This window comes from Paenibacillus sp. yr247 (assembly GCF_900103825.1).
Taxonomy (GTDB): domain Bacteria; phylum Bacillota; class Bacilli; order Paenibacillales; family NBRC-103111; genus Paenibacillus_E.
On sequence record NZ_FNIF01000027.1, the window covers coordinates 40782 to 62963 of the forward strand.

22 protein-coding genes and 1 rRNA gene are annotated in these 22182 nt (G+C 46.3%); all 23 read left to right on the plus strand.

The window, feature by feature from the left end:
• Window positions 1-86: 86 nt before the first annotated feature.
• Window positions 87-806 carry a vWA domain-containing protein gene (locus BLT91_RS25980; protein ID WP_090826657.1) on the plus strand — a complete coding sequence of 240 codons (720 nt, stop codon included), beginning with the start codon at window positions 87-89 and terminating at the stop codon, window positions 804-806.
• The gene (locus tag BLT91_RS25985) at window positions 790-1695 is read left to right on the plus strand and encodes a protein kinase domain-containing protein (protein ID WP_090826617.1); all 906 of its coding nucleotides are present in this window, start codon (window positions 790-792) and stop codon (window positions 1693-1695) included. The genes BLT91_RS25980 and BLT91_RS25985 overlap by 17 nt, the downstream gene beginning before the upstream one ends.
• A gap of 41 nt (window positions 1696-1736) precedes the next feature.
• Window positions 1737-3152 (plus strand): tRNA lysidine(34) synthetase TilS, encoded by a 1416-nt coding sequence (tilS, locus tag BLT91_RS25990; RefSeq protein WP_090826619.1) that lies wholly within the window; start codon window positions 1737-1739, stop codon window positions 3150-3152.
• A 70-nt stretch (window positions 3153-3222) separates the two neighbouring features.
• Window positions 3223-3762, plus strand: coding sequence for a hypoxanthine phosphoribosyltransferase (gene hpt, locus BLT91_RS25995; RefSeq protein WP_090826621.1), 540 nt, complete (start codon window positions 3223-3225; stop codon window positions 3760-3762).
• A 97-nt stretch (window positions 3763-3859) separates the two neighbouring features.
• Window positions 3860-5809 (plus strand): ATP-dependent zinc metalloprotease FtsH, encoded by a 1950-nt coding sequence (gene ftsH, locus BLT91_RS26000; RefSeq protein ID WP_090826623.1) that lies wholly within the window; start codon window positions 3860-3862, stop codon window positions 5807-5809.
• 201 nt (window positions 5810-6010) lie between these two features.
• Window positions 6011-6949 carry a quinolinate synthase NadA gene (gene nadA, locus BLT91_RS26005; protein ID WP_090826625.1) on the plus strand — a complete coding sequence of 313 codons (939 nt, stop codon included), beginning with the start codon at window positions 6011-6013 and terminating at the stop codon, window positions 6947-6949.
• A 121-nt stretch (window positions 6950-7070) separates the two neighbouring features.
• On the plus strand, window positions 7071-8681 hold the full coding sequence (nadB, locus tag BLT91_RS26010) for an L-aspartate oxidase (RefSeq protein WP_090826626.1): 1611 nt from the start codon (window positions 7071-7073) through the stop codon (window positions 8679-8681).
• A gap of 1 nt (window position 8682) precedes the next feature.
• Window positions 8683-9552 (plus strand): carboxylating nicotinate-nucleotide diphosphorylase, encoded by an 870-nt coding sequence (gene nadC / locus BLT91_RS26015; protein ID WP_090826628.1) that lies wholly within the window; start codon window positions 8683-8685, stop codon window positions 9550-9552.
• Entirely contained in the window at window positions 9549-10313 is a 765-nt protein-coding gene (locus BLT91_RS26020; RefSeq protein WP_090826630.1) for a type III pantothenate kinase, read from the plus strand. The genes nadC and BLT91_RS26020 overlap by 4 nt, the downstream gene beginning before the upstream one ends.
• Before the next feature lie 23 nt (window positions 10314-10336).
• Entirely contained in the window at window positions 10337-11203 is an 867-nt protein-coding gene (hslO, locus tag BLT91_RS26025) for an Hsp33 family molecular chaperone HslO (protein ID WP_090826632.1), read from the plus strand.
• A 36-nt stretch (window positions 11204-11239) separates the two neighbouring features.
• On the plus strand, window positions 11240-12190 hold the full coding sequence (locus BLT91_RS26030) for a peptidyl-prolyl cis-trans isomerase (RefSeq protein WP_090826634.1): 951 nt from the start codon (window positions 11240-11242) through the stop codon (window positions 12188-12190).
• A 112-nt stretch (window positions 12191-12302) separates the two neighbouring features.
• Entirely contained in the window at window positions 12303-13244 is a 942-nt protein-coding gene (gene cysK, locus BLT91_RS26035; protein ID WP_090826635.1) for a cysteine synthase A, read from the plus strand.
• A gap of 117 nt (window positions 13245-13361) precedes the next feature.
• The gene (locus tag BLT91_RS26040) at window positions 13362-14921 is read left to right on the plus strand and encodes an anthranilate synthase component I family protein (protein ID WP_090826637.1); all 1560 of its coding nucleotides are present in this window, start codon (window positions 13362-13364) and stop codon (window positions 14919-14921) included.
• A 33-nt stretch (window positions 14922-14954) separates the two neighbouring features.
• Window positions 14955-15536, plus strand: a complete 582-nt coding sequence (pabA, locus tag BLT91_RS26045) for an aminodeoxychorismate/anthranilate synthase component II (RefSeq protein WP_090826639.1) — start codon at window positions 14955-14957, stop codon at window positions 15534-15536.
• Window positions 15537-15539: 3 nt separating this feature from the next.
• The gene (pabC, locus tag BLT91_RS26050) at window positions 15540-16397 is read left to right on the plus strand and encodes an aminodeoxychorismate lyase (RefSeq protein WP_090826641.1); all 858 of its coding nucleotides are present in this window, start codon (window positions 15540-15542) and stop codon (window positions 16395-16397) included.
• A 31-nt stretch (window positions 16398-16428) separates the two neighbouring features.
• Entirely contained in the window at window positions 16429-17244 is an 816-nt protein-coding gene (gene folP / locus BLT91_RS26055) for a dihydropteroate synthase (protein WP_141225084.1), read from the plus strand.
• A 25-nt stretch (window positions 17245-17269) separates the two neighbouring features.
• Complete coding sequence (folB, locus tag BLT91_RS26060; RefSeq protein ID WP_090826643.1) at window positions 17270-17638, plus strand: dihydroneopterin aldolase; 369 nt, start codon at window positions 17270-17272, stop codon at window positions 17636-17638.
• Window positions 17635-18150, plus strand: coding sequence for a 2-amino-4-hydroxy-6-hydroxymethyldihydropteridine diphosphokinase (folK, locus tag BLT91_RS26065; RefSeq protein WP_090826644.1), 516 nt, complete (start codon window positions 17635-17637; stop codon window positions 18148-18150). The genes folB and folK overlap by 4 nt, the downstream gene beginning before the upstream one ends.
• Entirely contained in the window at window positions 18132-18344 is a 213-nt protein-coding gene (locus BLT91_RS26070; RefSeq protein WP_090826647.1) for a helix-turn-helix domain-containing protein, read from the plus strand. Before folK ends, BLT91_RS26070 begins: the two co-directional genes overlap by 19 nt.
• Before the next feature lie 17 nt (window positions 18345-18361).
• Window positions 18362-19378, plus strand: a complete 1017-nt coding sequence (dusB, locus tag BLT91_RS26075) for a tRNA dihydrouridine synthase DusB (protein WP_090826660.1) — start codon at window positions 18362-18364, stop codon at window positions 19376-19378.
• A 220-nt stretch (window positions 19379-19598) separates the two neighbouring features.
• The gene (gene greA / locus BLT91_RS26080; protein WP_090826662.1) at window positions 19599-20075 is read left to right on the plus strand and encodes a transcription elongation factor GreA; all 477 of its coding nucleotides are present in this window, start codon (window positions 19599-19601) and stop codon (window positions 20073-20075) included.
• A gap of 87 nt (window positions 20076-20162) precedes the next feature.
• Entirely contained in the window at window positions 20163-21659 is a 1497-nt protein-coding gene (gene lysS / locus BLT91_RS26085) for a lysine--tRNA ligase (protein WP_090826649.1), read from the plus strand.
• A gap of 328 nt (window positions 21660-21987) precedes the next feature.
• Window positions 21988-22182, plus strand: a 16S ribosomal RNA gene (locus BLT91_RS26090); the annotation flags it as partial.

The window sequence follows — 22182 nt, forward strand, 5'->3', positions numbered from 1 at the left end:
ATTAGACTCTCTCGGAAATGGAAAAACTAGGAGGAGAACTACTAGAGAGCTAAATCTTTTCTTGGGCCAGGGAGGCAAATGTCATGATGAAACAAATTTTGTTGATTACAGATGGGTGTTCGAATGTGGGGGTTAGTCCTGTAATAGCGGCGGCACAAGCACATACGGAAGGTGTTACTGTAAATGTCATTGGAGTTATTGATCATGGGGAGCTAGGAATGCTGGGCTCTGAGGAAATTCGAGAGATTGCAGCAGCCGGCGGCGGGATGAGCCGTATCGTGAATTCGGTTGAGCTGTCCCAAACTGTTCAGATGATGACACGCAAAACGGTCACCACAACGATTCAGCATGCGGTAGGCAAAGAATTGCAAAGTATTCTTGGTTTATCCCAACTAGAACAACTGCCTCCTGAGAAGCGAGCTGAGGTGGTTCAAGTAATTGATACGATGAGTGAAACCTCCTCCCTGCGTGTAGCTCTTTTAATAGATGCAAGTGCTAGTATGAAGCCTAAGCTTGCAGCAGTGCGTGAAGCCATTCATGATCTTTTACTTAGTCTCAGAGCCCGCAGCGGCAAGAGCGAACTAGCTGTTTTTCACTTTCCATCGACCAAAACGAGAGATCAGGAGTTAGAAATGGATCTCAGTTGGACGAATCAGCTTGCAAATTTAGATAAGATGTTCTATAAAATAAACATGAAGGGTACGACTCCGACAGGTCCGGCACTACTGCAAACTTTGCAGTTCGTGACGGAAAAGCCTTTCTCACAAAAGACCGAGGATGGGATGCTGAGTGACTACGTGGTATGATGAAGCCTTCCGTCCAGGGTCAGAAATCCAAGGGAAATGGAACGGCCGCGTGTACGTGGTCGAACGTTTATTAGGGGCTGGTTCTAACGGTATAGTGGCTCTCGTACGAAGAGGAGCAGCTAGATTTGCGCTTAAAGCAGGTCATGAAACGGTTGATCATCAATCGGAGATTAATTCCTTGCATGCCATATCGCTGACAGAAACCTCGTTCAAGAACTTTTTAATAGATGCCGATGATATGACGGTAAATGGGAAGGAAATCTCCTTCTATGTCATGCGATATATTGAAGGAATATCGATATCTGATTTTATACATAAGCGTGGGCAAGATTGGATCTATGTGATAGGTTCGAACCTGCTTCGAAAGTTAACAGAAGTTCATAAGAGCGGCTATGTGTTCGGAGATCTGAAGATCGAGAATATGATCGTTTCTAAATATGGCGATGTAGATCTCATTGATTTTGGGGGTGTAACGCCTAAAGGCAGAGCGATCAAGCAATTAACCGAAGTGTATGATCGCGGCTTTTGGAATATGGGGGAGCGGGTAGCGGAAGAGAGCTATGATTTATTTTCATTTGCCATTTTACTATTAAAATCGCTTGATCAACGGAAACGCTTCAATGGTTTTTCCAATATCCTGCCTCAAAACCGGGACATGGATCAACTAACGACCATCATGCGTGAGAATCCGGTCGCCTCCCATATCGCGCCATTTCTTCATAAGGTGTTGAATAGCGAATTCAGTACTTCACAGGAAGCTTACCAGTATTGGAGAAAACTAGTGTCCGGGAAGAAGAATGCGCAGTCGATACTTAAAATGCCATGGCTGAAAATATGCTTCGCCGCTTCTATTTTTATTTTTGGGGCAACGGTCTATATTTATTGGTAGCGTTAGTGTTAAGGAAAGTGCAAGAATAGAAAGGAATACCGATGGAAATTGATCTTGTTGCCAAAGTAGAACAACGAATTATAGAACAAAAGCTTGCGGATTCAGGAGATGTGGTCGTTGTTGCGGTTTCAGGAGGTCCCGATTCCGTGGCGCTGCTTCATGTCCTTTTTGCACTTGCCGAGCGGTATAGTTGGAAGTTAGTTGTTGCCCATGTAAATCATCAATTCCGAGGAGCAGAATCGGATGCGGAAGCCTCTTTCGTTGCTGAGCTTGCAGCGGGCATGGGGCTTTCTTGTGAGATCGGCGTCATTGATGTGCCGGCTTATATCGAGGAAACCTCGCTGAATGGACAAGCTGCTGCACGTGAGAAGCGCTACGAGTTTCTTCATCAAATTGCAGCGAAATACAGCGCCCAGCGCATCGCCTTCGCTCACCACGCAGACGATCAAGCTGAAACCGTTATGATGCGAATCCTCAGAGGGACGGGCCCTTCAGGACTTGTCGGCATGCCGGAACGCAGGCGCGAAAAAAAAGTGGAACTCATTCGACCTTTTCTACGTATATACAAAGCAGATATTGTGAATTATTGCGCTCAGCATGAAATTACTTATTGTAAGGACAGCAGCAACGAGCTGCGGAAGTACTTTCGTAATCAGATTCGGCTCGATGTGATGCCGATGCTGAAGCAGTATAATGATCAACTTCCGGAATCACTGAATCGACTGACGGACTTGATGCGAGCTGAGGATGATTATTTGGCCAATGAAACCGAACAGGTTTTTCGCCGAATAACTACTTTCCAGCAAGCGTTCTGCCGCTTTGAGAGATGTGATTTCACCGAACTGCACGTTGCTTTACAAAGGCGTTTGATTAAATTAATATTAAACTGTCTTTGTTTGGGAATGGACCGACTGGATTTTACCCGAATTGAAAGTATTCGCGAGTTGATCTTGCAGGATCAGGTTTCTAATCAAGTATTCCAAGTGGATGAACAACTTTGTATGGTGAGAGAATATGAAGCTATTCAATTTCAGACCTTCGCTCCTGCTCCGAAACCTTATTCTTATGAAATCGGACTAGATACCAGCGAACTGATCCTGCCGGAAGTAGAAGCCAAGCTGCACTGCTCATGGATGCCCGCAAGTTCGATAGAAACAGCTGCTCTTTGTTTCTCTGCAACGGACGTATTTTTGGATCTAGATCAACTCTACTTGCCGCTTGTTGTACGAAGTCGTAGGTCAGGAGATCGTTTGGAACCACATGGTTTAAACGGGTCCAAAAAGGTAAAAGATATGTTCATTGATGCCAAAATGCCGTTAAGCCGGCGTGATGTCATCCCGTTACTAGTCGATGCTTCCGGGAAAATCCTTTGGATTGCTGGCTTTCGTAGGTCCAAGCACGCTCTTGTCGGACCCGATACAGAACGTGTGCTTCATATGAAGCTCGTGCTGAAGTAACATGCGTAAATTTCGTTCTTCTAGAATGTAAATTTATAAGGATTCATAATATAATCTAGGGGGTTCATCCTTGTACAGCGACATTCAAGAAGTTCTTTACAGTGAAGAACAGATTCAAGGTAAAATTAAAGAATTAGGGGATCAGCTCTCGGGCGATTACGAAGGTAAGAACCCATTGGTCATTTGTGTGCTTAAGGGAGCTTTCATTTTTATGGCTGACCTTGTAAAGCAAATTAGAGTGCCGTTGGAAATCGACTTCATGGCTGTATCCAGCTATGGTCAATCCACGAAATCCTCCGGTGTTGTCAAGATTATTAAAGATCTTGATGTTCCCGTTGAAGGACGTCATATTCTTATCGTAGAGGACATTATCGATAGCGGTTTAACGCTAAGTTATCTGATAGATGTGCTTGAGCGACGCAATGCCAAGACGATCTCGGTCGTTGCGCTGTTTAATAAACCGGCACGCAGAACAGTGGAACTCGAACCTGATTATGCAGGTTACGTGCTTCCGGATGAATTCGTTGTCGGATATGGTCTGGATTATGCAGAGAAATATCGTAACCTTCCATTTATCGGCATATTGAAACCAGAGATCTATACTAGCTAATGTCATATCCCGCAGACTTATCAGTGCTGTTATGTTGTAGTGCTTTACCGGGATATGGTAAAATAATAAAATTATGCCGTTCGAGAGGAGGCTTGGGATGAATCGAATTATCCGGAATACCGGTTTTTATTTACTTATATTTTTGGTTACGGTAGGTATTGTCCATTTCATTAGTACCCAGAACGAACAAAAGGAATTAATTACTTACGATAAATTCCGCCAAGCGGTTGTTAACAAAAACGTGGAATCCGTGACTTTAAAGTTTGATGGATACACGTATTTGATTAAAGGTAAGTACATTAACCCACCAAGTGGTGCTGATAAGAAGAGTTTTGAAACCCATGCCCCGTATGAGCCTTTGGTCGTCCAGCTTATTGAAGCAAATGGCGTCCCTAATGAATCTTACGAGACTATGGAGCGGGATAGCGTTTGGATTAGCTTCCTAACGTCCATTATTCCTTTCGTTATTATCTTCATCTTGTTTTTCTTCCTGTTGAATCAGGCTCAAGGTGGCGGCGGCAAAGTCATGAACTTCGGTAAAAGCCGTGCCCGCTTATATAATGAGGAAAAGAAACGTGTCACATTCGAGGATGTAGCAGGTGCTGACGAAGAGAAGCAAGAATTGATCGAAGTTGTTGAATTCCTCAAAGATCCACGGAAATTTGCAGCTGTCGGTGCTAGAATTCCTAAAGGGGTTCTGCTCAATGGTCCTCCGGGAACGGGTAAAACGCTTCTTGCGCGAGCTGTTGCTGGTGAAGCAGGCGTACCATTCTTCAGTATCTCTGGTTCTGACTTCGTTGAGATGTTCGTCGGTGTCGGCGCATCCCGTGTTCGCGATTTGTTCGAGAACGCGAAGAAGAACTCGCCTTGTATCATATTCATCGATGAGATTGACGCCGTTGGCCGTCAGCGTGGCGCTGGTTTAGGCGGCGGACATGACGAGCGTGAACAAACACTCAATCAATTGCTTGTAGAGATGGACGGGTTTGGCGCGAACGAAGGTATTATTATCGTTGCGGCAACGAACCGCCCTGATATTCTTGACCCAGCCTTACTGCGTCCAGGCCGTTTCGACCGTCAAATCACGGTAGATCGTCCGGATATTAAAGGCCGCGAAGCCGTACTGAAAGTACATGCTCGCAATAAACCACTTGCCAAAGATGTGAAGCTGGAGGCCCTGTCTCGCTACACAACTGGATTCACAGGTGCAGATCTAGAGAATTTGTTGAACGAATCAGCGTTGATTGCTGCTCGTCGTAATCGTAAAGACATTTCGATGGCTGAGATCGAGGAAGCTTTTGACCGTATTATTGTAGGTACACAGAAGAAAAGCCGGATTATCAGCGAATCTGAGAAGCGCATTGTTGCTTATCATGAAGCCGGGCATGCAATCATTGGTTATCATGCTGAGAATGCCGATATGGTGCACAAAGTTACGATCGTTCCGCGCGGACGCGCTGGCGGTTATGTCATGATGCTGCCCAAAGAAGGCGAAGATCGCATGATGCAGACGAAAAACGAATTGCTGGATAAAGTGACAGGACTCCTGGGTGGCCGCGTTTCCGAAGAGCTATTTATCGGTGAAATCGGTACTGGAGCTTATAGTGACTTCCAGAAAGCAACTGGTATCGTTCGTCGCATGATTATGGAATACGGAATGAGCGATAAGCTCGGACCGATGCAGTTCGGTAGTTCGCAAGGACAAGTGTTCTTAGGCCGCGATATCGGCCATGAACAAAATTACAGTGATGCGATTGCTTATGAGATCGATCAAGAAATGCAGAGCTTTATTCGCACTTGTTATGAACGTGCACGTGCGATACTTACCGAGCATGCAGATCAAATTCATCTCGTAGCTAAAACGCTGCTTGAGAAAGAAACGCTCGATAAAGATGAAATCATCGAGCTTCTGGAGAAAGGCAAATTGAATGCAAGTGATGAAGAAGAAGTCAAAGTGAACATTCAAGGTCAAAGCCAATCCAGCGAAAGCAACAAGTTAGAGTTGAACAAAGATAAAGATTCCAATTCGGATCAATCCGAAGAGTAACATGCAATAGCAACTCGTAAATCCGGTGTACACGTCAGGTGTACCCGGATTTTCTGGTTATTTAGGCGTTTTTGCGCATTGACAGGGGATGTGGGAATGTGTAAATTAGTTGTAAATCTCTAATTTTATTATCATTAGATCAAACTACTTTTAGATCGTCATGAAATACATTTCACGTCCCAGATTGGGGAGGAAACATCCATGGAAGCTTTAGCATTAGAACGCAAAGCGGAGCAGAATCGTGAACTCAAAGAACGGTTGCTTCAGCTGAAGAAAGAAAGAAATGCTATTATACTTGCTCATTATTATCAGCGTGATGAAGTTCAAGAGGTTGCCGATTTCCGGGGGGATTCCTTTCTGCTTGCACAGAAGGCGGCACAAACGGATGCAGATGTCATTGTATTCTGTGGCGTACACTTCATGGGGGAAAGCGCTAAGATCTTAGCGCCGAATAAGACCGTTATTATTCCTGACGAACGTGCAGGCTGCCCAATGGCGGATATGGTGAATGTCGAAGGTCTTCGTGCTTTGAAACGTCAGCATCCAAAGGCCAAAGTAGTAGCTTACATCAATACGTCTGCCGAAGTAAAATCAGAAACTGATATTTGCTGTACCTCAGCAAATGCGATAAATGTCATCAATTCCGTCGATTCGGATGAAATCATCTGGGTGCCGGATAAAAATTTGGGTGACTATGTATCAAAATTCACAAGCAAAAAAGTGATCATCTGGGAAGGCTATTGCAATACGCATGATATGCTTACCGTTAAAGATGTAGAAGAAATGAGAGCGCAATATCCGAATGCGGAGTTCGTTGTTCATCCGGAGTGTCGACCAGAAGTTGTGAAGCTGGGAGATTTCGTCGGTAGTACGACAGCGATTATCAAATATTGCAAAGAGTCCAACAGCAAAGAGTTTATTGTCGGGACGGAAGACGGAACAGGCTATCAACTTCGCCTAGACAGTCCAGATAAACAGTTCCATTTTGCAACAAAATACCTGGTATGCCCCAATATGAAAGTGAACAATTTGAAGAAAATTGTGAAGTGTCTTGAAACGATGCAGCCAGAGATTTATGTACCGGAAGATGTAGCTGATAAAGCAAGATTGTCCTTAGAGCGCATGTTACAAGTAAAGTAGCATGCGCTACTCTCTTATTTATTAGTTGGGTGCCCTCACAAAGGTTGCGGTTGTTCCGATAAGCACCTCGGATATCGATGGCTTTTGAGAGGTATTAATGGTGAAGAACAGGTGAAGCGGCATGATTCCTAGATACCTTGTAGATGTAGATTTAGATTCTATTCCTCATGTACATACAGATGTTATTGTGATTGGCGCAGGCATTGCGGGGTTATTTACTGCTCTTCGCGCTAGTGAAAATAAAAAAGTGCTGATGATTACGAAGAAATCGCTCCTCGACAGCAACACACGCTATGCGCAAGGCGGGATTGCTGCCGTTATATCGGACGAGGATTCACCGGAATATCATATGCAGGATACACTGATCGCAGGCGCTGGCCTCTGTTCACCGGAGGCCGTTGACGTTCTCGTTCACGAAGGACCTAAAGGTGTTCAGGATCTCATAAGAATGGGCACCCAGTTCGATCTTGAGAACGGGGAGTTTGCTTTAACCAAAGAGGGGGCTCACAGCCAGCGCCGTATTTTGCACGCGCATGGTGACGCCACGGGCGCCGAAATTGTACGTGCTCTTTCGGAGCGCACGAAGCAAGATCCGAACATTGAGATCTGGGACGATCACTTCGTCATCGACCTCATCACACAGGACGGCGAGTGCTACGGCGCACTCGTTCAGAAGCCGGGCGGCCAGCGGGTGTTTGTCCGCGGCAATGCCACGATTCTGTGCTCCGGCGGGGCGGGGCAGCTGTTCCGCTACACAACAAACCCAGACATTGCTACGGGCGATGGCATAGCTATTGCTCATCGCGCCGGTGCGCAAATTCAGGATGTGGAATTCATTCAATTTCACCCTACCGCGCTTTGCTACCCAGGTGCTCCGCGATTCCTTATCTCGGAAGCGGTGCGTGGCGAGGGGGCTTATCTGCGCAACATCAAAGGGGAGCGCTTCATGGAGCGTTACCATCCCCAGCTTGAGCTGGCGCCGAGGGATATAGTGGCCCGTGCCATTGTAGATGAGATTGAGAATTGCAAGTCGACCTTCGTCTATATCGATATCACACACGAATCCGAAGAGTTAATTAAACATCGGTTTCCCACGATATATGAATACTGCTTGAATTATGGTCTAGATATGAGTACCGACTGGATCCCGGTTGCTCCTGCAGCCCATTATATGATGGGCGGCGTAAAGACCGATCTTCACGGGGAAACGCACGTACGTCGACTTTTCGCTTGTGGGGAAGTGTCCTCTACTGGTGTACATGGCGCTAATCGGCTAGCGAGCAACTCCTTATCTGAGGCTATTGTATTCGGTAGAAGAATCATTGAACGGATTAAGGAGCTTCCGCCTTTGCTAGGTGATATTCAAATACGTGCGGAATCGGAAGCACCAAGAACTGAAATTCCAAATCAAGCCGTTGTCGAGAAAAAGCTAAAGCTGCAGAAGGTCATGCTGCGCTATGCGGGACTGAAGCGCACTGCCAAAGGCTTGAAAAAAGGTTATGATGAACTGGCGAGACAACTTTCAATCTTCGATTCATTAATGACGAAACGTGAAGATTATGAATTTGCGAATTTGCTTAACTGTGCGCTTCTCACGACAACAGCGGCTCTAGTGCGAGAGGAAAGTCGCGGCGGACATTATCGAGAAGATTTCCCGGAACGGAATGATCCGGGCTGGAAGAAACATATTGTTTTTAAGCGCGGGGAAGATAGGATTGAGGAGTGGATTTGAGATGCTGGATTTAAATATGGAACTCATTCGTAAACATATTCGGCTTTGGCTAGAAGAAGATATTGGAACCGGTGATGTCACGACTCTGACAACGATCCCTTTGGAACATGCGTCCAAAGGGATTATCCACGTCAAAGAAGACGGAATTGTATGTGGGCTTCGAATCGCACAAGAAGTTTTTGCTGTGGTCGATCCATCTCTTCGTTTTGAAACTAAAGTTGTAGAAGGATCGTCTGTTCATAAAGGGACCATACTAGCTGAAGTGGAAGGCAATACTCGCAGTATTCTTCTAGGAGAACGCTTGAGTCTTAATCTGATGCAGAGACTGTCGGGGATTGCGACAAGGACTCGCGAGTTTGTCGATGCTTTAGAAGGTTTGCCGACTAGACTTGTTGATACACGAAAGACGACTCCGGGTCACAGACTGCTTGAGAAATATGCCGTGCGTGTTGGAGGCGGTCATAATCACCGGTTCGGTCTCTACGATGCTGTGATGATCAAAGATAATCATATCAAGGGTTCAGGTGGTATTACGCAAGCTATACAGGCAGCTCGGCAGCAGATTCCCCACACGATGAAGATTGAGGTGGAGGTTGAAGATTTTAACCAGCTCCACGAAGCATTATCGGCTGGCGCGGATATTATCATGCTCGATAATATGAATCCAGCGAAGATGAAAGAAGCAGTTTCCATAATTAAAAGTAAAGCTCCGCATATTGTAGTAGAGGGATCAGGTTCTGTAACAACGCAAACCATTAAAGCCATGGCGGAATCGGGCGTTGATGTAATCTCCGTTGGGCGACTGACTTATTCGGTTGCAGCGCTTGATATTTCATTAGATCTTAATGAGCGGAAGGAGACTGCGCTATGATTCTTGTTATCGATGTAGGGAATACGAACATTGTGCTCGGTCTCTACCGAGAACGTACACTCCTACATCACTGGCGGGTTAGTACGAACCGTTCGGCGACAGTTGATGAGTATGGGATGCAGCTGCATAGCCTCTTCCAGCACTCGGGCATCATGTTTATCGATGTGAAAGGTGTCATTGTCTCTTCCGTTGTCCCTCCACTTATGAGTGTAATGGAGAACCTTTGTTTACACTATTTGAAAAGGACGCCATTCATTGTAGGTCCTGGTATTAAAACAGGTCTTAATGTGCGTGTAGATAATCCCAAAGAGGTCGGCGCAGATCGCATTGTGAATGCTGTAGCTGCTCTTGAGCTTTACGGGGCTCCTTGTATTATTGTTGATTTCGGGACGGCAACCACCTACGACTATATCGATCCTTCCGAGCAGCTTGTTGGTTGTGCGATTGCTCCGGGAATCGGTATCTCTACGGAAGCGTTATATCAAAAGGCAGCGAAGCTGCCGCGGATCGAGCTTGTTAAACCTAAGAGTGTTGTCGGACGAAATACCGTAGCGGCGATGCAGGCTGGGATTATTTTCGGCTACGTCGGCCAGGTTGATGGGATTGTAGAACGAGTAAAGCAAGAATTTAATGTGAATCCTACGGTCATTGCAACGGGTGGTCTTGCGGAGCTGATTTCCAGTGAGTCTCGTACCATTCAGATCGTTAATCCGCTGCTCACACTACAAGGTTTACAAATGATTTATGAGAAAAATGCATAAGCTGTATAAGGAAAGGATTTAACATGAGCGATTACTTAATTCGAGGAACGGCGCTGGGGGGGAGAGTTCGTGCTTTTGCAGTGCAAACGACTGCCCTCACAGAAGAACTTAGCCAAAGACACCAAACAACACCAACGGCCACGGCCGCATTAGGAAGAACAGCTGCTGCAGGACTTCTCATTGGAGCAATGCTAAAGGGTGAGGAGCACCTCATTATTCAAGTCAAAGGTGGAGGACCTATCGGCCAAATTGTGGTCGATGCCAATGCAAAGGGTGAGGTTCGCGGTTATGTGGATAATCCGCTTGTGGATCCTCCCCTCAAAGAGAATGGCAAGCTAGATGTTGCTGCTGCAGTAGGAACCGAAGGATTTTTGTACATAACAAAAGACTTAGGTCTTAAAGAGCCTTATAAAGGCAGTGTTCCTCTCATCTCAGGCGAATTGGCTGAAGATTTCACCTACTATTTTGCCAAGTCTGAACAAACGCCTTCAGCTGTAGCGCTCGGGGTTTTGGTTAATACAGATCACTCCATTCTTGCTTCAGGCGGATTCGTTATTCAATTGCTCCCTGGCTTAACGGATGAAGAAATCGGGGAAATTGAGGAGATGCTTTCTCGCATTCCAGCCTTCACAAGTATGCTCGGTGGGGGGTTGAATTTAGAGGAAATCCTGCAAACGGTGATGCCATCTTTTCAGACGCTTGATCAGATGGATGTCATGTTCCGCTGTAAATGCAGCCGTGAGAAGGTTGAATCCACGCTGATTTCCTTAGGGAAAACAGAGCTGAAAGAAATTCTTGAAGATGAAGGGTTTGCTGAAGTCATTTGTCATTTCTGCAATGAAGCGTATCGTTATGACGAAGAGGATTTGCAACGGATGATTGATCTATAGACCAAACGGCAATATGGAAGTAAAGAGGGAGTCAGGATGCAGAACGTAAAACGATTGTGGGGAGTCATCATTGTGATGGCTGTATGTAATCTCGTGCTCACATCCTTGCTGATCACCCATAACATGAACCAATCAGAACCAAGTCATCCAACAGATCCTGAGCAGCAGGGTGAGCAAAAGAACGAGCGGGTCGTCGCCAAGGTTGGAAATCGTGAAATTACCATTCAAGAGCTTCAAACGGCGTTGGAACGCCATTATGGGACAGAACTGCTGGGGCAAATGTTGGATCGTGAAGTGATACGTCTGGAAGGTAACGAGACAGGGACAACGATTGGAAGCGCGGAGATTAACCGTGAGTTGAAACGGATGCAGCAAGGTTATGAGAGTGAACAGCAATTTTATGCATCCATGCAAAGTCAGTTAGGGTTGTCTGAGCAAGAAATCAAGGAAGATGTAACGAATAAGCTGTTACTCGAGAAGCTGGCAACAAACCATATTCAAATAACGGATGCGCAGGTAGAAGATTATATCAACACGCATCCCGATGAATTTAAGCAAGAGAACGAGTATAACATCCTTCAGATTATCGTATCCACCAAGGATCAAGCGAATAAAGTCATTGCGGAACTGGCGAAAGGAGAGAGCTTTGCGACCCTTGCCAGAGACCGTTCCCTGGACGATGCAACCAATAATTCCGGCGGTGATTTGGGGTGGATTGAGGGAGATGACCCTTTTGTCTCAGCTCCTGTTCTGGAGGCAGCGAAATTGTTGAAGGTTGGAGAAGTGAGTAAGCCAGTCAGTGTACCACAGGGGTTTGCAATTGTGAAGCTGAAAAATAGACGAGAGAAAGCGAATCCGGATCATGCATTCATTCGAGAAAATGTGCGCAGAGAGCTAGCGCTGCGTGAAGCACCGCCTCTCAAGGATTATGTTCTGCAGCTTCGAACTAAATGGAAAGTAACGATTATTGATCCCCTATTACGTTAACATTCTGTGAAAATATGGTTGACAACTAATAAGCGCATTGATAAGATGAATGTATTAATACCGACTAATTAACTCGGAAATCATCCATTACTCAATCTGGAGGGGAAATAGCATGGCAAGATTAGTGCAAAGCATTACTGATTTGATTGGAGATACACCGCTTGTTCGTTTGAACCGCGTTGTTCCGGAAGGTAGTGCAGAGATTTATGTAAAACTGGAGTACCAAAATCCAGGTGCCAGCGTTAAAGACCGTATTGCCATCTCCATGATCGAAGTAGCTGAGCAAGAAGGTAAATTAAAGCCGGGCGATACGATTATCGAGCCAACTAGCGGTAACACAGGAATCGGAATAGCTTTAGTCGCAGCCGCAAAAGGATACAAGGCCATTCTGGTTATGCCAGAAACGATGTCTTTAGAAAGACGTAACCTGCTTCGTGCTTACGGGGCACAGCTAGTTCTGACGCCTGGAGCAGAAGGAATGAAGGGCGCGATCAAACGTGCTGAGGAGCTTCAAGCAGAGAATCCTTCTTACTTCATCCCGCAACAATTCAAAAACCCAGCGAACGTGAAGGTTCACCGTGAAACAACAGGCCCAGAAATCGTTGAAGCGATCAATGCTCATGATGGCAAGCTGGACGCCTTCATTTCCGGTATTGGTACTGGCGGAACGATTTCAGGCGCAGGTAGCGTACTGAAGGAAAATTTCCCAGGCATTAAAATTTATGCCATTGAACCTGCTGCTTCCCCAGTTCTTTCCGGCGGTAAGCCAGGTCCTCACAAAATTCAAGGGATCGGCGCAGGCTTTGTTCCGGATATTTTGAACACGAGCATCTACGACGAAATTATTACTGTAGAAAATGAAGATGCTTTCGAAACTTCCCGTCGTGTGGCTAAAGAAGAAGGTATCCTTGGCGGTATTTCCTCGGGAGCGGCGATTTTTGCAGCACTTAAAGTAGCCAAAGAACTTGGAGCTGGCAAGCGCGTTGTTGCTGTAATCCCAAGTAATGGTGAGCGTTACCTTAGTACGCCGCTTTACCAATTCGAAGAGCAATAAATTTTACATGCAACTAAACGAGCCCTCAGCTGCTGCAGCTGGGGCTTTTTTTCTATGATGGGTTGGAGTATACTAATGGACAACAAATCATCGGACATTAAGGAAGGAGGGGCAAACATGATCCTAACAACTCTAGAGCAGTGGCGCCGTTGGTCCTCCACGTATACCATGCTGCCATACGTTATTAAGCTTGGACTGGCCGAAGATCGGATCGCTTCTTGGGAAGAAGCATGGAAGGAAGCGGCACCCGATTCCTTTGTCCTAGAAAGCGGCAAGGGAGGACGCTACACTTGTTTCGGTTTACAGCCGTTTTCTACGGTTCATGGAAGCGGCTTAGAAGCAGAAATTGCCATGATCAACAAAGGCAATAAGAGCAAGCCCCAAGTATCGCGTTTGCAAGGCAAGCCGCTCGATATCGTGAAGCAATGGATGTCAGCCTATCACAGTCCCAAAGTCGAAGGAGCCCCTAAGTTTCTTGGTGGCTGTGTGGGTTATTGGAGCTATGATGTGATCCGTACCATCGAGAAACTTCCGGAACAAGCGGCAAATGATCTGCCAATACCGGATTATAGCTTCGCTATGTATGATCAAGTATGGACCTTGGATCACATCGAGAAGAGCTTGTATGTTGCTGTTCATTTGCCGATTGAGAAGACAAAAGCAGCCGATGACTCTTATCTCCAGCAGCTCTACGCACAAGCGCATGCACAGGCGGAAGCGATGCTCAGCCGCTGGCATGCGATCCGCTCCAGCCGCTGGTCGGGCTCGCACCTGAGCAGCTCTTACCAACCGGCGATCGCGCGCGATCAGCTGCACATCGATATCGAGAGCATCGCAGGCATCCAGCCTGCCTTCGGCAAAGCCGACTACATCGCGGCGGTGCAGCGCATCCAAGCCTACATTTCCCAAGGTGACGTGTTCCAAGTCAACTTGTCCGTCAGACAGAGCCGGCAGCTGAACACGACGCCGGAAGAGATCTACGAGGCGCTGCGCATCGTCAATCCCTCGCCGTACATGGGCTTGCTGCGCTTCGCTGGCTTCGCCCTCGTCTCCGGCTCGCCGGAGCTGCTCGTGCAGCTCGAGGACGGCGTCCTGCGGACGCGTCCTATCGCCGGCACGCGCCCGCGCGGCAAGGATGAGCAGGATGATCTGCGCCTAGCCGGCGAGCTCATCGACAACGACAAAGAGCGCGCCGAGCACGTCATGCTGGTCGACCTCGAGCGCAACGATCTCGGCCGCATTTCCAAGTACGGCTCGGTCCACGTGAAAGACTTCATGGTCATCGAATACTATTCCCATGTCATGCACATCGTCTCGGAAGTTGTCGGCGAGCTGGCGGAGGGGAAGGACGCCTATGATGTCATCGCAGCAACTTTTCCTGGAGGTACGATCACAGGCGCGCCGAAGATCCGTACGATGGAGATTATCGAAGAATTAGAGCCAATACGCCGCGGCCCCTATACGGGATCCATGGGTTGGATTGACTATAATGGGAATATGGAATTTAATATTATTATACGAACGTTAGTAGCCGTTCAAGGAGTGGGACATATTCAAGCTGGCGCAGGCATCGTCATTGATTCTGTACCAGAACGTGAGTACATCGAATCCTTGAACAAAGCCAAAGCAATGTGGAAAGCGATTGAATATAGCGAGCGGAGCATGAGCCGAGCTTAAGCCTGAGCAGGGCAGACGAAAGGGGAGCTTAGAATGATTGTAGTGATTGATAATTATGATTCGTTTACGTACAACCTCGTTCAATACTTGGGGGAGATCGGTGAAGAAGTCATCGTTCGTCGCAATGACGAAATAGATTTAGCAGGTGTGGAGGCCTTAGCGCCGGATCACATCTTAATATCTCCGGGACCTTGCACACCGAATGAAGCCGGCATTAGCCTATCAATCATCGACCATTTCAAGGGTAAAATCCCCATCTTCGGTGTCTGCCTAGGCCATCAGTCCATTGGACAAGCTTTTGGCGGCGACGTAATTCGCGCAGAGCGCTTGATGCATGGCAAAACCTCGGAAATTTTCCATGATGGCCAAACCTTATTCGAAGGGCTGCCATCTCCTTTTACAGCGACCCGCTATCATTCGTTGATTGTTAAAACAGAGACACTGCCCGATTGTTTGGAAGTAAGCGCCCGTACCGCTGAGGGTGAGATTATGGCATTGCGTCATAAGGAATATCCGATTGAAGGTGTTCAGTTCCACCCGGAATCGATAATTACTCAACATGGTCATCAGATCCTGCGGAACTTTCTTCGCCGCACGGCCAAAGCAGGAGCTTAATTTATGATCATTAGTTTGGATGGAAAACTTATCGATGAACAGCAAGCCGTGGTCTCGGTTTATGATCACGGTTTTCTTTACGGACTCGGCCTCTTTGAGACATTTCGCACCTATAACAAAGAACCTTTTTTGCTGCCCGAGCATCTTAAACGTCTGACGGATGGCTGCCATGAGCTTGGTATCGTCTACAAGCCTAATATTGAGCGCACTCAGAAGCTAATCAACGAACTGCTTCATGCTAACCATCTTCAGGATGCTTATATTCGTTATTCCATTTCCGCAGGTGTCGAAGCCTTGGGGCTACCTTCGGGTGACTACCAGCAACCTATGGAGATCATATATATCAAGCCTCTTCCGACCCGTGACGAGAAGACCTATCAACAAGGTAAAACGCTGCAGCTGCTTAAACAGCCTCGTAACACGCCTGAGGGGTTGTATCGATTCAAGTCCTTTCACTATATGAACAATATCCTTGCCAAAAGAGAGCTCCAGCAGTATGACTGGGCTGCTGGTGCAGAAGGCTTGATGCTCACAGAAGAAGGTTATGTGGCTGAAGGCATCGTGAGCAATATCTTCTTCATTAAAAACGCAACCTGCTATACACCCTCGTTGGATACGGGCATTTTGCCTGGAATCACCAGGGCGTATGTTTTGCGGCTTGCTCAGAAACAGCAAATTCCAACCCAGGATGGCTTATATCGATGGGAAGATCTAACAGAAGCTGACGAGGTGTTTCTCGTTAATTCCATACAAGAAATTGTTCCGGTCACAACACTGTATACTCCCAGTGGACATGCATACTCAGTTGGAGCAGGCAGTGTAGGTCCGATAACCCGCCAACTTAGCCAGCTTTATAACTAACATCAGATAACAACTAGGAAGTGAATGGAAGATGAAAGTGTTATCTTGTAGAGGACACGAGCTGCCCATTGGTGATCGGACGATCATTATGGGCATATTGAACGTAACACCGGATTCCTTTTCGGACGGTGGGGATTACATCAGGGTAGAGGATGCGGTACGCAGAGCCCGGCAGATGGTTGCCGAAGGTGCAGACATTATTGATATCGGGGGAGAATCAACGCGTCCAGGGTTTGCCCATGTCTCACAAGAGGAGGAGCTGCGCCGAGTCATTCCTGTCATTGAGGCACTGAGCCGGGAAGTTAACGTTCCTCTTTCTATAGATACCTACAAAGCGGAAGTTGCCGAACAAGCATTGGCAGCTGGTGCTCACATCATTAACGATGTTTGGGGTGGTCAAGCGGACGTGCGTATGGCAGAAGTAGCAGCTAGCTACGACTGTCCGTTCATCATCACACATAATCGCAGAAATCAGGCGTATACCGATTTTCTCACTGATGTTACCACTGACTTACAACTCTATGCGAATCAAGCCAGAGAAGTTGGCGTACGGGAGGAGCGGATTATTTTAGACCCCGGTATCGGCTTTGCCAAAACATACGAGCAGAACTTATTCCTCATGAACCGGCTCCGCGCTATCGTAGATCTCGGATATCCTGTCCTCTTAGGCACATCCCGCAAAAGCGTTATTGGCATGACACTTAATCTGCCTCCAGAAGAGCGTCTTGAAGGGACAGCATCGACTGTGGTGCTTGGTATTGTTCAAGGGTGCAGAATCGTCCGCGTGCATGATGTGGGGGCAATGAAGCGGGTAGCTGTTATGACAGATGCCATAATCCGCTCTTAAATGAAAACGATTGGAGGCTACTTCAATGGACAAAATAACGCTGTCCCATATGCAGTTTTTTGGTAATCATGGCGTTTTTCCGGAAGAGAATAAGCTAGGTCAACGCTTTTACGTAGATGTAGAGCTCGTGCTCCCGCTTAACAAACCAGGACAGTCAGATCATCTGGATGATACGGTTAATTACGGGGAAGTATTTTTCAAAATCAAAGAGGTTGTGGAAGGCCGTACTTTTAAATTAATTGAAGCTTTAGCAGAAAATATTGCATCCGAGCTGCTGCATACTTATACTAGTATCAATGAAGTGACGGTTCGCGTCATTAAACCGCATCCGCCCTTTGCCGTATTTTTTGATGGCGTTACTGTAGAGATTAACCGAAAGCGAGCAGCACAATGACAGCCGAAGAACGAGAACGAGGCATTACAGCTTATGTCGCATTGGGATCCAATATAGATGATCGTGAACATTATTTGCAGGATGCGATAACAGCGTTGAATCAGGAAGCGGGTATAATGGTGACTGGAATGTCCAGCATCTACGAAACCGAACCTATCGGCTATGTGGATCAGTCTGCTTTTCTTAATATGGTCATTCAAATTAGTACGGTTTTACCTGCAGAAGAGTTGTTGTTCACTTTGCTTGCCATCGAGAACCGATTGGGTCGAACGCGCGATTTGCGCTGGGGCCCGAGAACGATCGATTTGGATTTACTCCTTTACGGCGACCATCGGCTTACGACCCCCGACTTGATCATTCCGCATCCGCGGATGCATGAGCGGGCTTTTGTATTAGTTCCTCTCTCTGAGGTTCTCTACAAGCGGCAAGATGCTGCATTTGAATTCATCTCCGCGCATTTGGAGAAACTGGAAGGAAAGGAAGGCGTCGTTTTATGGAAAAAAGCTCAGTAGCTCAGCGCATACGCGCTTTTCGTAAACTAAAAGGTTATACTCAGAACGAATTAGCTGATTTGCTCGGTGTATCGATTGCCATTTTAGGCGCGATTGAAAGAGGTACACGTAAGCCAGATACTAAAATAATAAACAAGATCTCGCAAGTCCTTGATATAGAGCCGGACGAGTTAGTCGCGGTGGTTGCGAGATGAGAGGAGTGGAATCTTCGGTGCTGAAAATAGGAAATGTCGAAGCTCCCAATAGAGTTGTGCTTGCCCCTATGGCGGGTGTTTGTAACCCTGCGTTTCGACTCATTGCCAAAGAATTTGGTACTGGTCTAGTTTGTGCAGAAATGGTTAGTGATAAAGCCATTGTTCACGGTAATTCCCGTTCAATGGAAATGCTCTATGTGGATGACAGGGAAAAGCCGTTAAGCTTGCAAATCTTTGGTGGGGATACCGAGACGCTCGTGCAAGCGGCTAAAATCGTTGACCAACATACGAATGCAGATATAATTGATATCAATATGGGCTGTCCGGTGCCAAAAATCACAAAATGTGACGCAGGTGCACGCTGGCTGCTCCAACCTGACAAGATCGAGCAAATGATTGCGACCGTGGTTGCAGCAGTAAGCAAGCCAGTCACCGTAAAAATGCGGATCGGCTGGGATTCCGAACACATTTATGCGATAGAAAACGCTAAAGCTGTCGAAAGAGGCGGCGGTAGCGCAGTAAGCGTCCACGGTCGTACACGGGAGCAATTGTATACAGGTAAAGCGGATTGGGACATCATTCGTGACGTTAAGCAAGCCCTATCGATTCCCGTTATTGGTAACGGAGATGTTGTGACACCTGAAGATGCGAAGCGCATGTTAGACCATACGGGTGTAGATGGCGTGATGATTGGGCGCGGCGCGTTAGGAAACCCTTGGATGCTATACCGTACCGTGCAATACCTTGCCAATGGTGAATTACCGCCGGAACCGACTCCGGAAGAAAAGATCCGCATCGCGATATTACACATGGATCGTCTTATAGCTCTCAAAGGTGAAAATGTGGCTGTGAAAGAAATGCGCAAGCATATGGCGTGGTACCTCAAAGGCTTGACGGGGGCGGCTCGTGTGAAGGATGCCATTATGGAGATGTTGAAGAGGGATGACATGGTGCGAGTATTGAACGAATATGTCGAGCATCTATATGAACATTCGTCCTCACCAGCTTTAGAAGAATCAGCCGTGCTGCAATAAAAAATCAGCTATGGTTGAGATTGACATTTTGAAACGGTTGCAATATAATCAGTCAATATTAATATGTTCCTGCATATATTGAAAGACAAACGTGCAACAAACCTATTTATGAAACGTGAATTCATACTACTTGAATCAGCTCTTTTAAGACCTAACTCCTAGCAGGAAGCATCGATTCAACGATATGAAAATCTTTCACATGACGGGAGATCAGTTGGAAATGGCTGAAAAAGAGGTCATTCTTACACCAGAAGGTTTAAGGAAGCTTGAAGATGAGCTTGAGCATCTGAAATCAGTGAAGCGCCGGGAAGTCGCGGAGAGAATCAAGGTTGCCATCGGATATGGCGATATTAGCGAGAACTCCGAGTACGAAGACGCGAAGAACGAGCAGGCTTTTATTGAAGGAAGAATCATTACTTTAGAAAAAATGCTGCGCAATGCGCGGATTATTAATAACGACGATGTCGATATCAACACGGTAAGTGTGGGTTCAATCGTAACACTGAAGGATTTGGAATTCGGTGATTTGGTTGAGTATAACATCGTAGGTACGGCGGAGTCCGATCCGTTAATGAATAAGATTTCCAATGAAAGCCCTGTGGGGAAAGCGATTCTCGGCAAACAAAAGGGTACAAACGTTGACGTTGTCGTTCCTGCCGGTGTCATTCAGTATCAAATTATCGATATTAAAAAGTAGTGTGCAACCGCATCCCTTTGGAAAGCTTCCTTTCGGAAGCTTTTTTCCGGTTTTAGCACCCTTTACTAATAAGTAGGAGATGAAAGCATGAGCCAGGAATTGGAATTGAACGAATTGCTCGTCATTCGCCGTAATAAATTGGACGAGCTTCGCGGTCTAGGAGTCGATCCGTTTGGTAGCAAATACGTAAGAACGCATACAACCAAAGACATTCTTACTGCCTACCAAGATAAAACCAAAGAAGAGCTAGATGCTGAGCACCATGAAGTTAGTATTGCAGGACGTATTATGCAAAAAAGAGGTATGGGTAAAGCTAGTTTCGCTCATCTGCAAGACATTACAGGTAAAATTCAAATTTATGTGCGTGAAGATGCACTGGATGCGAACAAATATCAAGCCTTTGATCTTCTGGATCTAGGCGATATGGTGGGGGTTCAAGGGGTTGTTTTTAAAACAAAGACCGGTGAAACTTCTATTAAGGTGAAATCACTTGAGGTTCTGACCAAATCCTTGCTTCCGCTTCCGGATAAATTTCATGGTCTTAGTGATGTGGAGCTGCGTTACCGCCAACGTTATGTTGATTTGATAATGAATCAAGATGTGCAGCAGACATTTATTCTGCGTTCCCGTATTATTCAGTCCATGCGTCGTTACCTGGATTCTCTGGGGTATTTAGAAGTTGAAACACCTACGCTGCATTCCATTGCGGGCGGAGCTTCGGCACGTCCTTTTAATACGCATCATAATGCTTTAGATATGCAGCTGCATATGCGTATTGCGATTGAGCTTCATCTGAAGCGTCTGATTGTTGGTGGATTAGAGAAAGTGTACGAAATTGGGCGTGTATACCGTAATGAAGGTATCTCTACGCGGCATAATCCGGAGTTTACGATGATTGAGCTTTATGAGGCTTATGCTGATTATAAAGACATCATGAAGCTCACGGAGGAGCTTATTGCTCATATTGCGCAAGAGGTTCTTGGTGGTACAACGATTCCATACGGGGATCACGAGGTCAATTTAGCTGTTGGCTGGAGACGTGTCTCTATGGTTGATGCGATTAAAGAAGTCAAAGGTGTGGACTTTAGCGTTCATATGTCAAATGAGGAAGCGCATCGGTTGGCCAAAGAACATAATGTACAGGTTGAGCCACATATGTCATTCGGTCATATCGTGAACCAATTCTTCGAGACGTTCGTTGAAGAAACCTTGATACAGCCAACTTTTATATACGGACACCCCTTAGAAATTTCACCGCTCGCCAAAAAGAATCCCGAGGATCCGCGTTTCACGGATCGCTTCGAACTCTTTATCGTAGCGCGTGAGCATGCTAATGCATTTACGGAACTGAACGATCCTATTGATCAAAGAGAGCGTTTTGAAGCTCAGCTTCGTGAGAAGGAGCAAGGAAATGATGAAGCCCATGAGATGGATGAGGACTTCATTCGTGCGCTTGAATATGGGATGCCCCCAACGGGTGGTTTAGGAATAGGAATTGACCGTTTGGTTATGCTATTGACTAATGCACCGTCCATTCGTGATGTACTGCTGTTTCCGCTTATGCGTGAACGCCAAAGTGAATAATTATTTTCGTTTCGAGGCACCTTTAGGTGCCTCGAAATTTTTTAAAATAGTACTTGCAATGTCTATAGCGTCTGTGGTATCTTATAAAAGTTGCCGCTGAGACAACAAAAGCTTAACAAAAACAACTTGAAAAAATGAGTTGCAAAGTAATTCTCAGTATGGTATATTGGTGTTCCGGCTTTCGAAAGAGAGCGGGTTGGACAAGTGGTATTGATCTTTGAAAACTGAACAACGAGTGAGTAAGCACGGTCGAGTAATCGACCAAAAAGAGATTGCAAAATCTCGCTAGCAACGCAAATGAGCAATTAAGCTTTCAGATAGTTTTACTATTATGGAGAGTTTGATCCTGGCTCAGGACGAACGCTGGCGGCGTGCCTAATACATGCAAGTCGAGCGGACTTATCCTTCGGGATAAGTTAGCGGCGGACGGGTGAGTAACACGTAGGTAACCTGCCTATAAGATCGGGATAACTATCGGAAACGATAGCTAAGACCGGATAATTGGTTTTCTCGCATGAGAGAA

Coding starts and splice junctions, on each gene's coding strand:
- folK (WP_090826644.1), top strand. CDS start 17,635: ATGACAGCCGAAGAACGAGAACGAGGCATTACAGCTTATGTCGCATTG.
- BLT91_RS25980 (WP_090826657.1), top strand. CDS start 87: ATGAAACAAATTTTGTTGATTACAGATGGGTGTTCGAATGTGGGGGTT.
- nadC (WP_090826628.1), top strand. CDS start 8,683: ATGCTGGATTTAAATATGGAACTCATTCGTAAACATATTCGGCTTTGG.
- pabC (WP_090826641.1), top strand. CDS start 15,540: ATGATCATTAGTTTGGATGGAAAACTTATCGATGAACAGCAAGCCGTG.
- BLT91_RS26020 (WP_090826630.1), top strand. CDS start 9,549: ATGATTCTTGTTATCGATGTAGGGAATACGAACATTGTGCTCGGTCTC.
- folB (WP_090826643.1), top strand. CDS start 17,270: ATGGACAAAATAACGCTGTCCCATATGCAGTTTTTTGGTAATCATGGC.
- pabA (WP_090826639.1), top strand. CDS start 14,955: ATGATTGTAGTGATTGATAATTATGATTCGTTTACGTACAACCTCGTT.
- cysK (WP_090826635.1), top strand. CDS start 12,303: ATGGCAAGATTAGTGCAAAGCATTACTGATTTGATTGGAGATACACCG.
- tilS (WP_090826619.1), top strand. CDS start 1,737: ATGGAAATTGATCTTGTTGCCAAAGTAGAACAACGAATTATAGAACAA.
- BLT91_RS26040 (WP_090826637.1), top strand. CDS start 13,362: ATGATCCTAACAACTCTAGAGCAGTGGCGCCGTTGGTCCTCCACGTAT.
- greA (WP_090826662.1), top strand. CDS start 19,599: ATGGCTGAAAAAGAGGTCATTCTTACACCAGAAGGTTTAAGGAAGCTT.
- ftsH (WP_090826623.1), top strand. CDS start 3,860: ATGAATCGAATTATCCGGAATACCGGTTTTTATTTACTTATATTTTTG.
- folP (WP_141225084.1), top strand. CDS start 16,429: ATGAAAGTGTTATCTTGTAGAGGACACGAGCTGCCCATTGGTGATCGG.
- hslO (WP_090826632.1), top strand. CDS start 10,337: ATGAGCGATTACTTAATTCGAGGAACGGCGCTGGGGGGGAGAGTTCGT.
- BLT91_RS26030 (WP_090826634.1), top strand. CDS start 11,240: ATGCAGAACGTAAAACGATTGTGGGGAGTCATCATTGTGATGGCTGTA.
- BLT91_RS26070 (WP_090826647.1), top strand. CDS start 18,132: ATGGAAAAAAGCTCAGTAGCTCAGCGCATACGCGCTTTTCGTAAACTA.
- lysS (WP_090826649.1), top strand. CDS start 20,163: ATGAGCCAGGAATTGGAATTGAACGAATTGCTCGTCATTCGCCGTAAT.
- nadB (WP_090826626.1), top strand. CDS start 7,071: ATGATTCCTAGATACCTTGTAGATGTAGATTTAGATTCTATTCCTCAT.
- nadA (WP_090826625.1), top strand. CDS start 6,011: ATGGAAGCTTTAGCATTAGAACGCAAAGCGGAGCAGAATCGTGAACTC.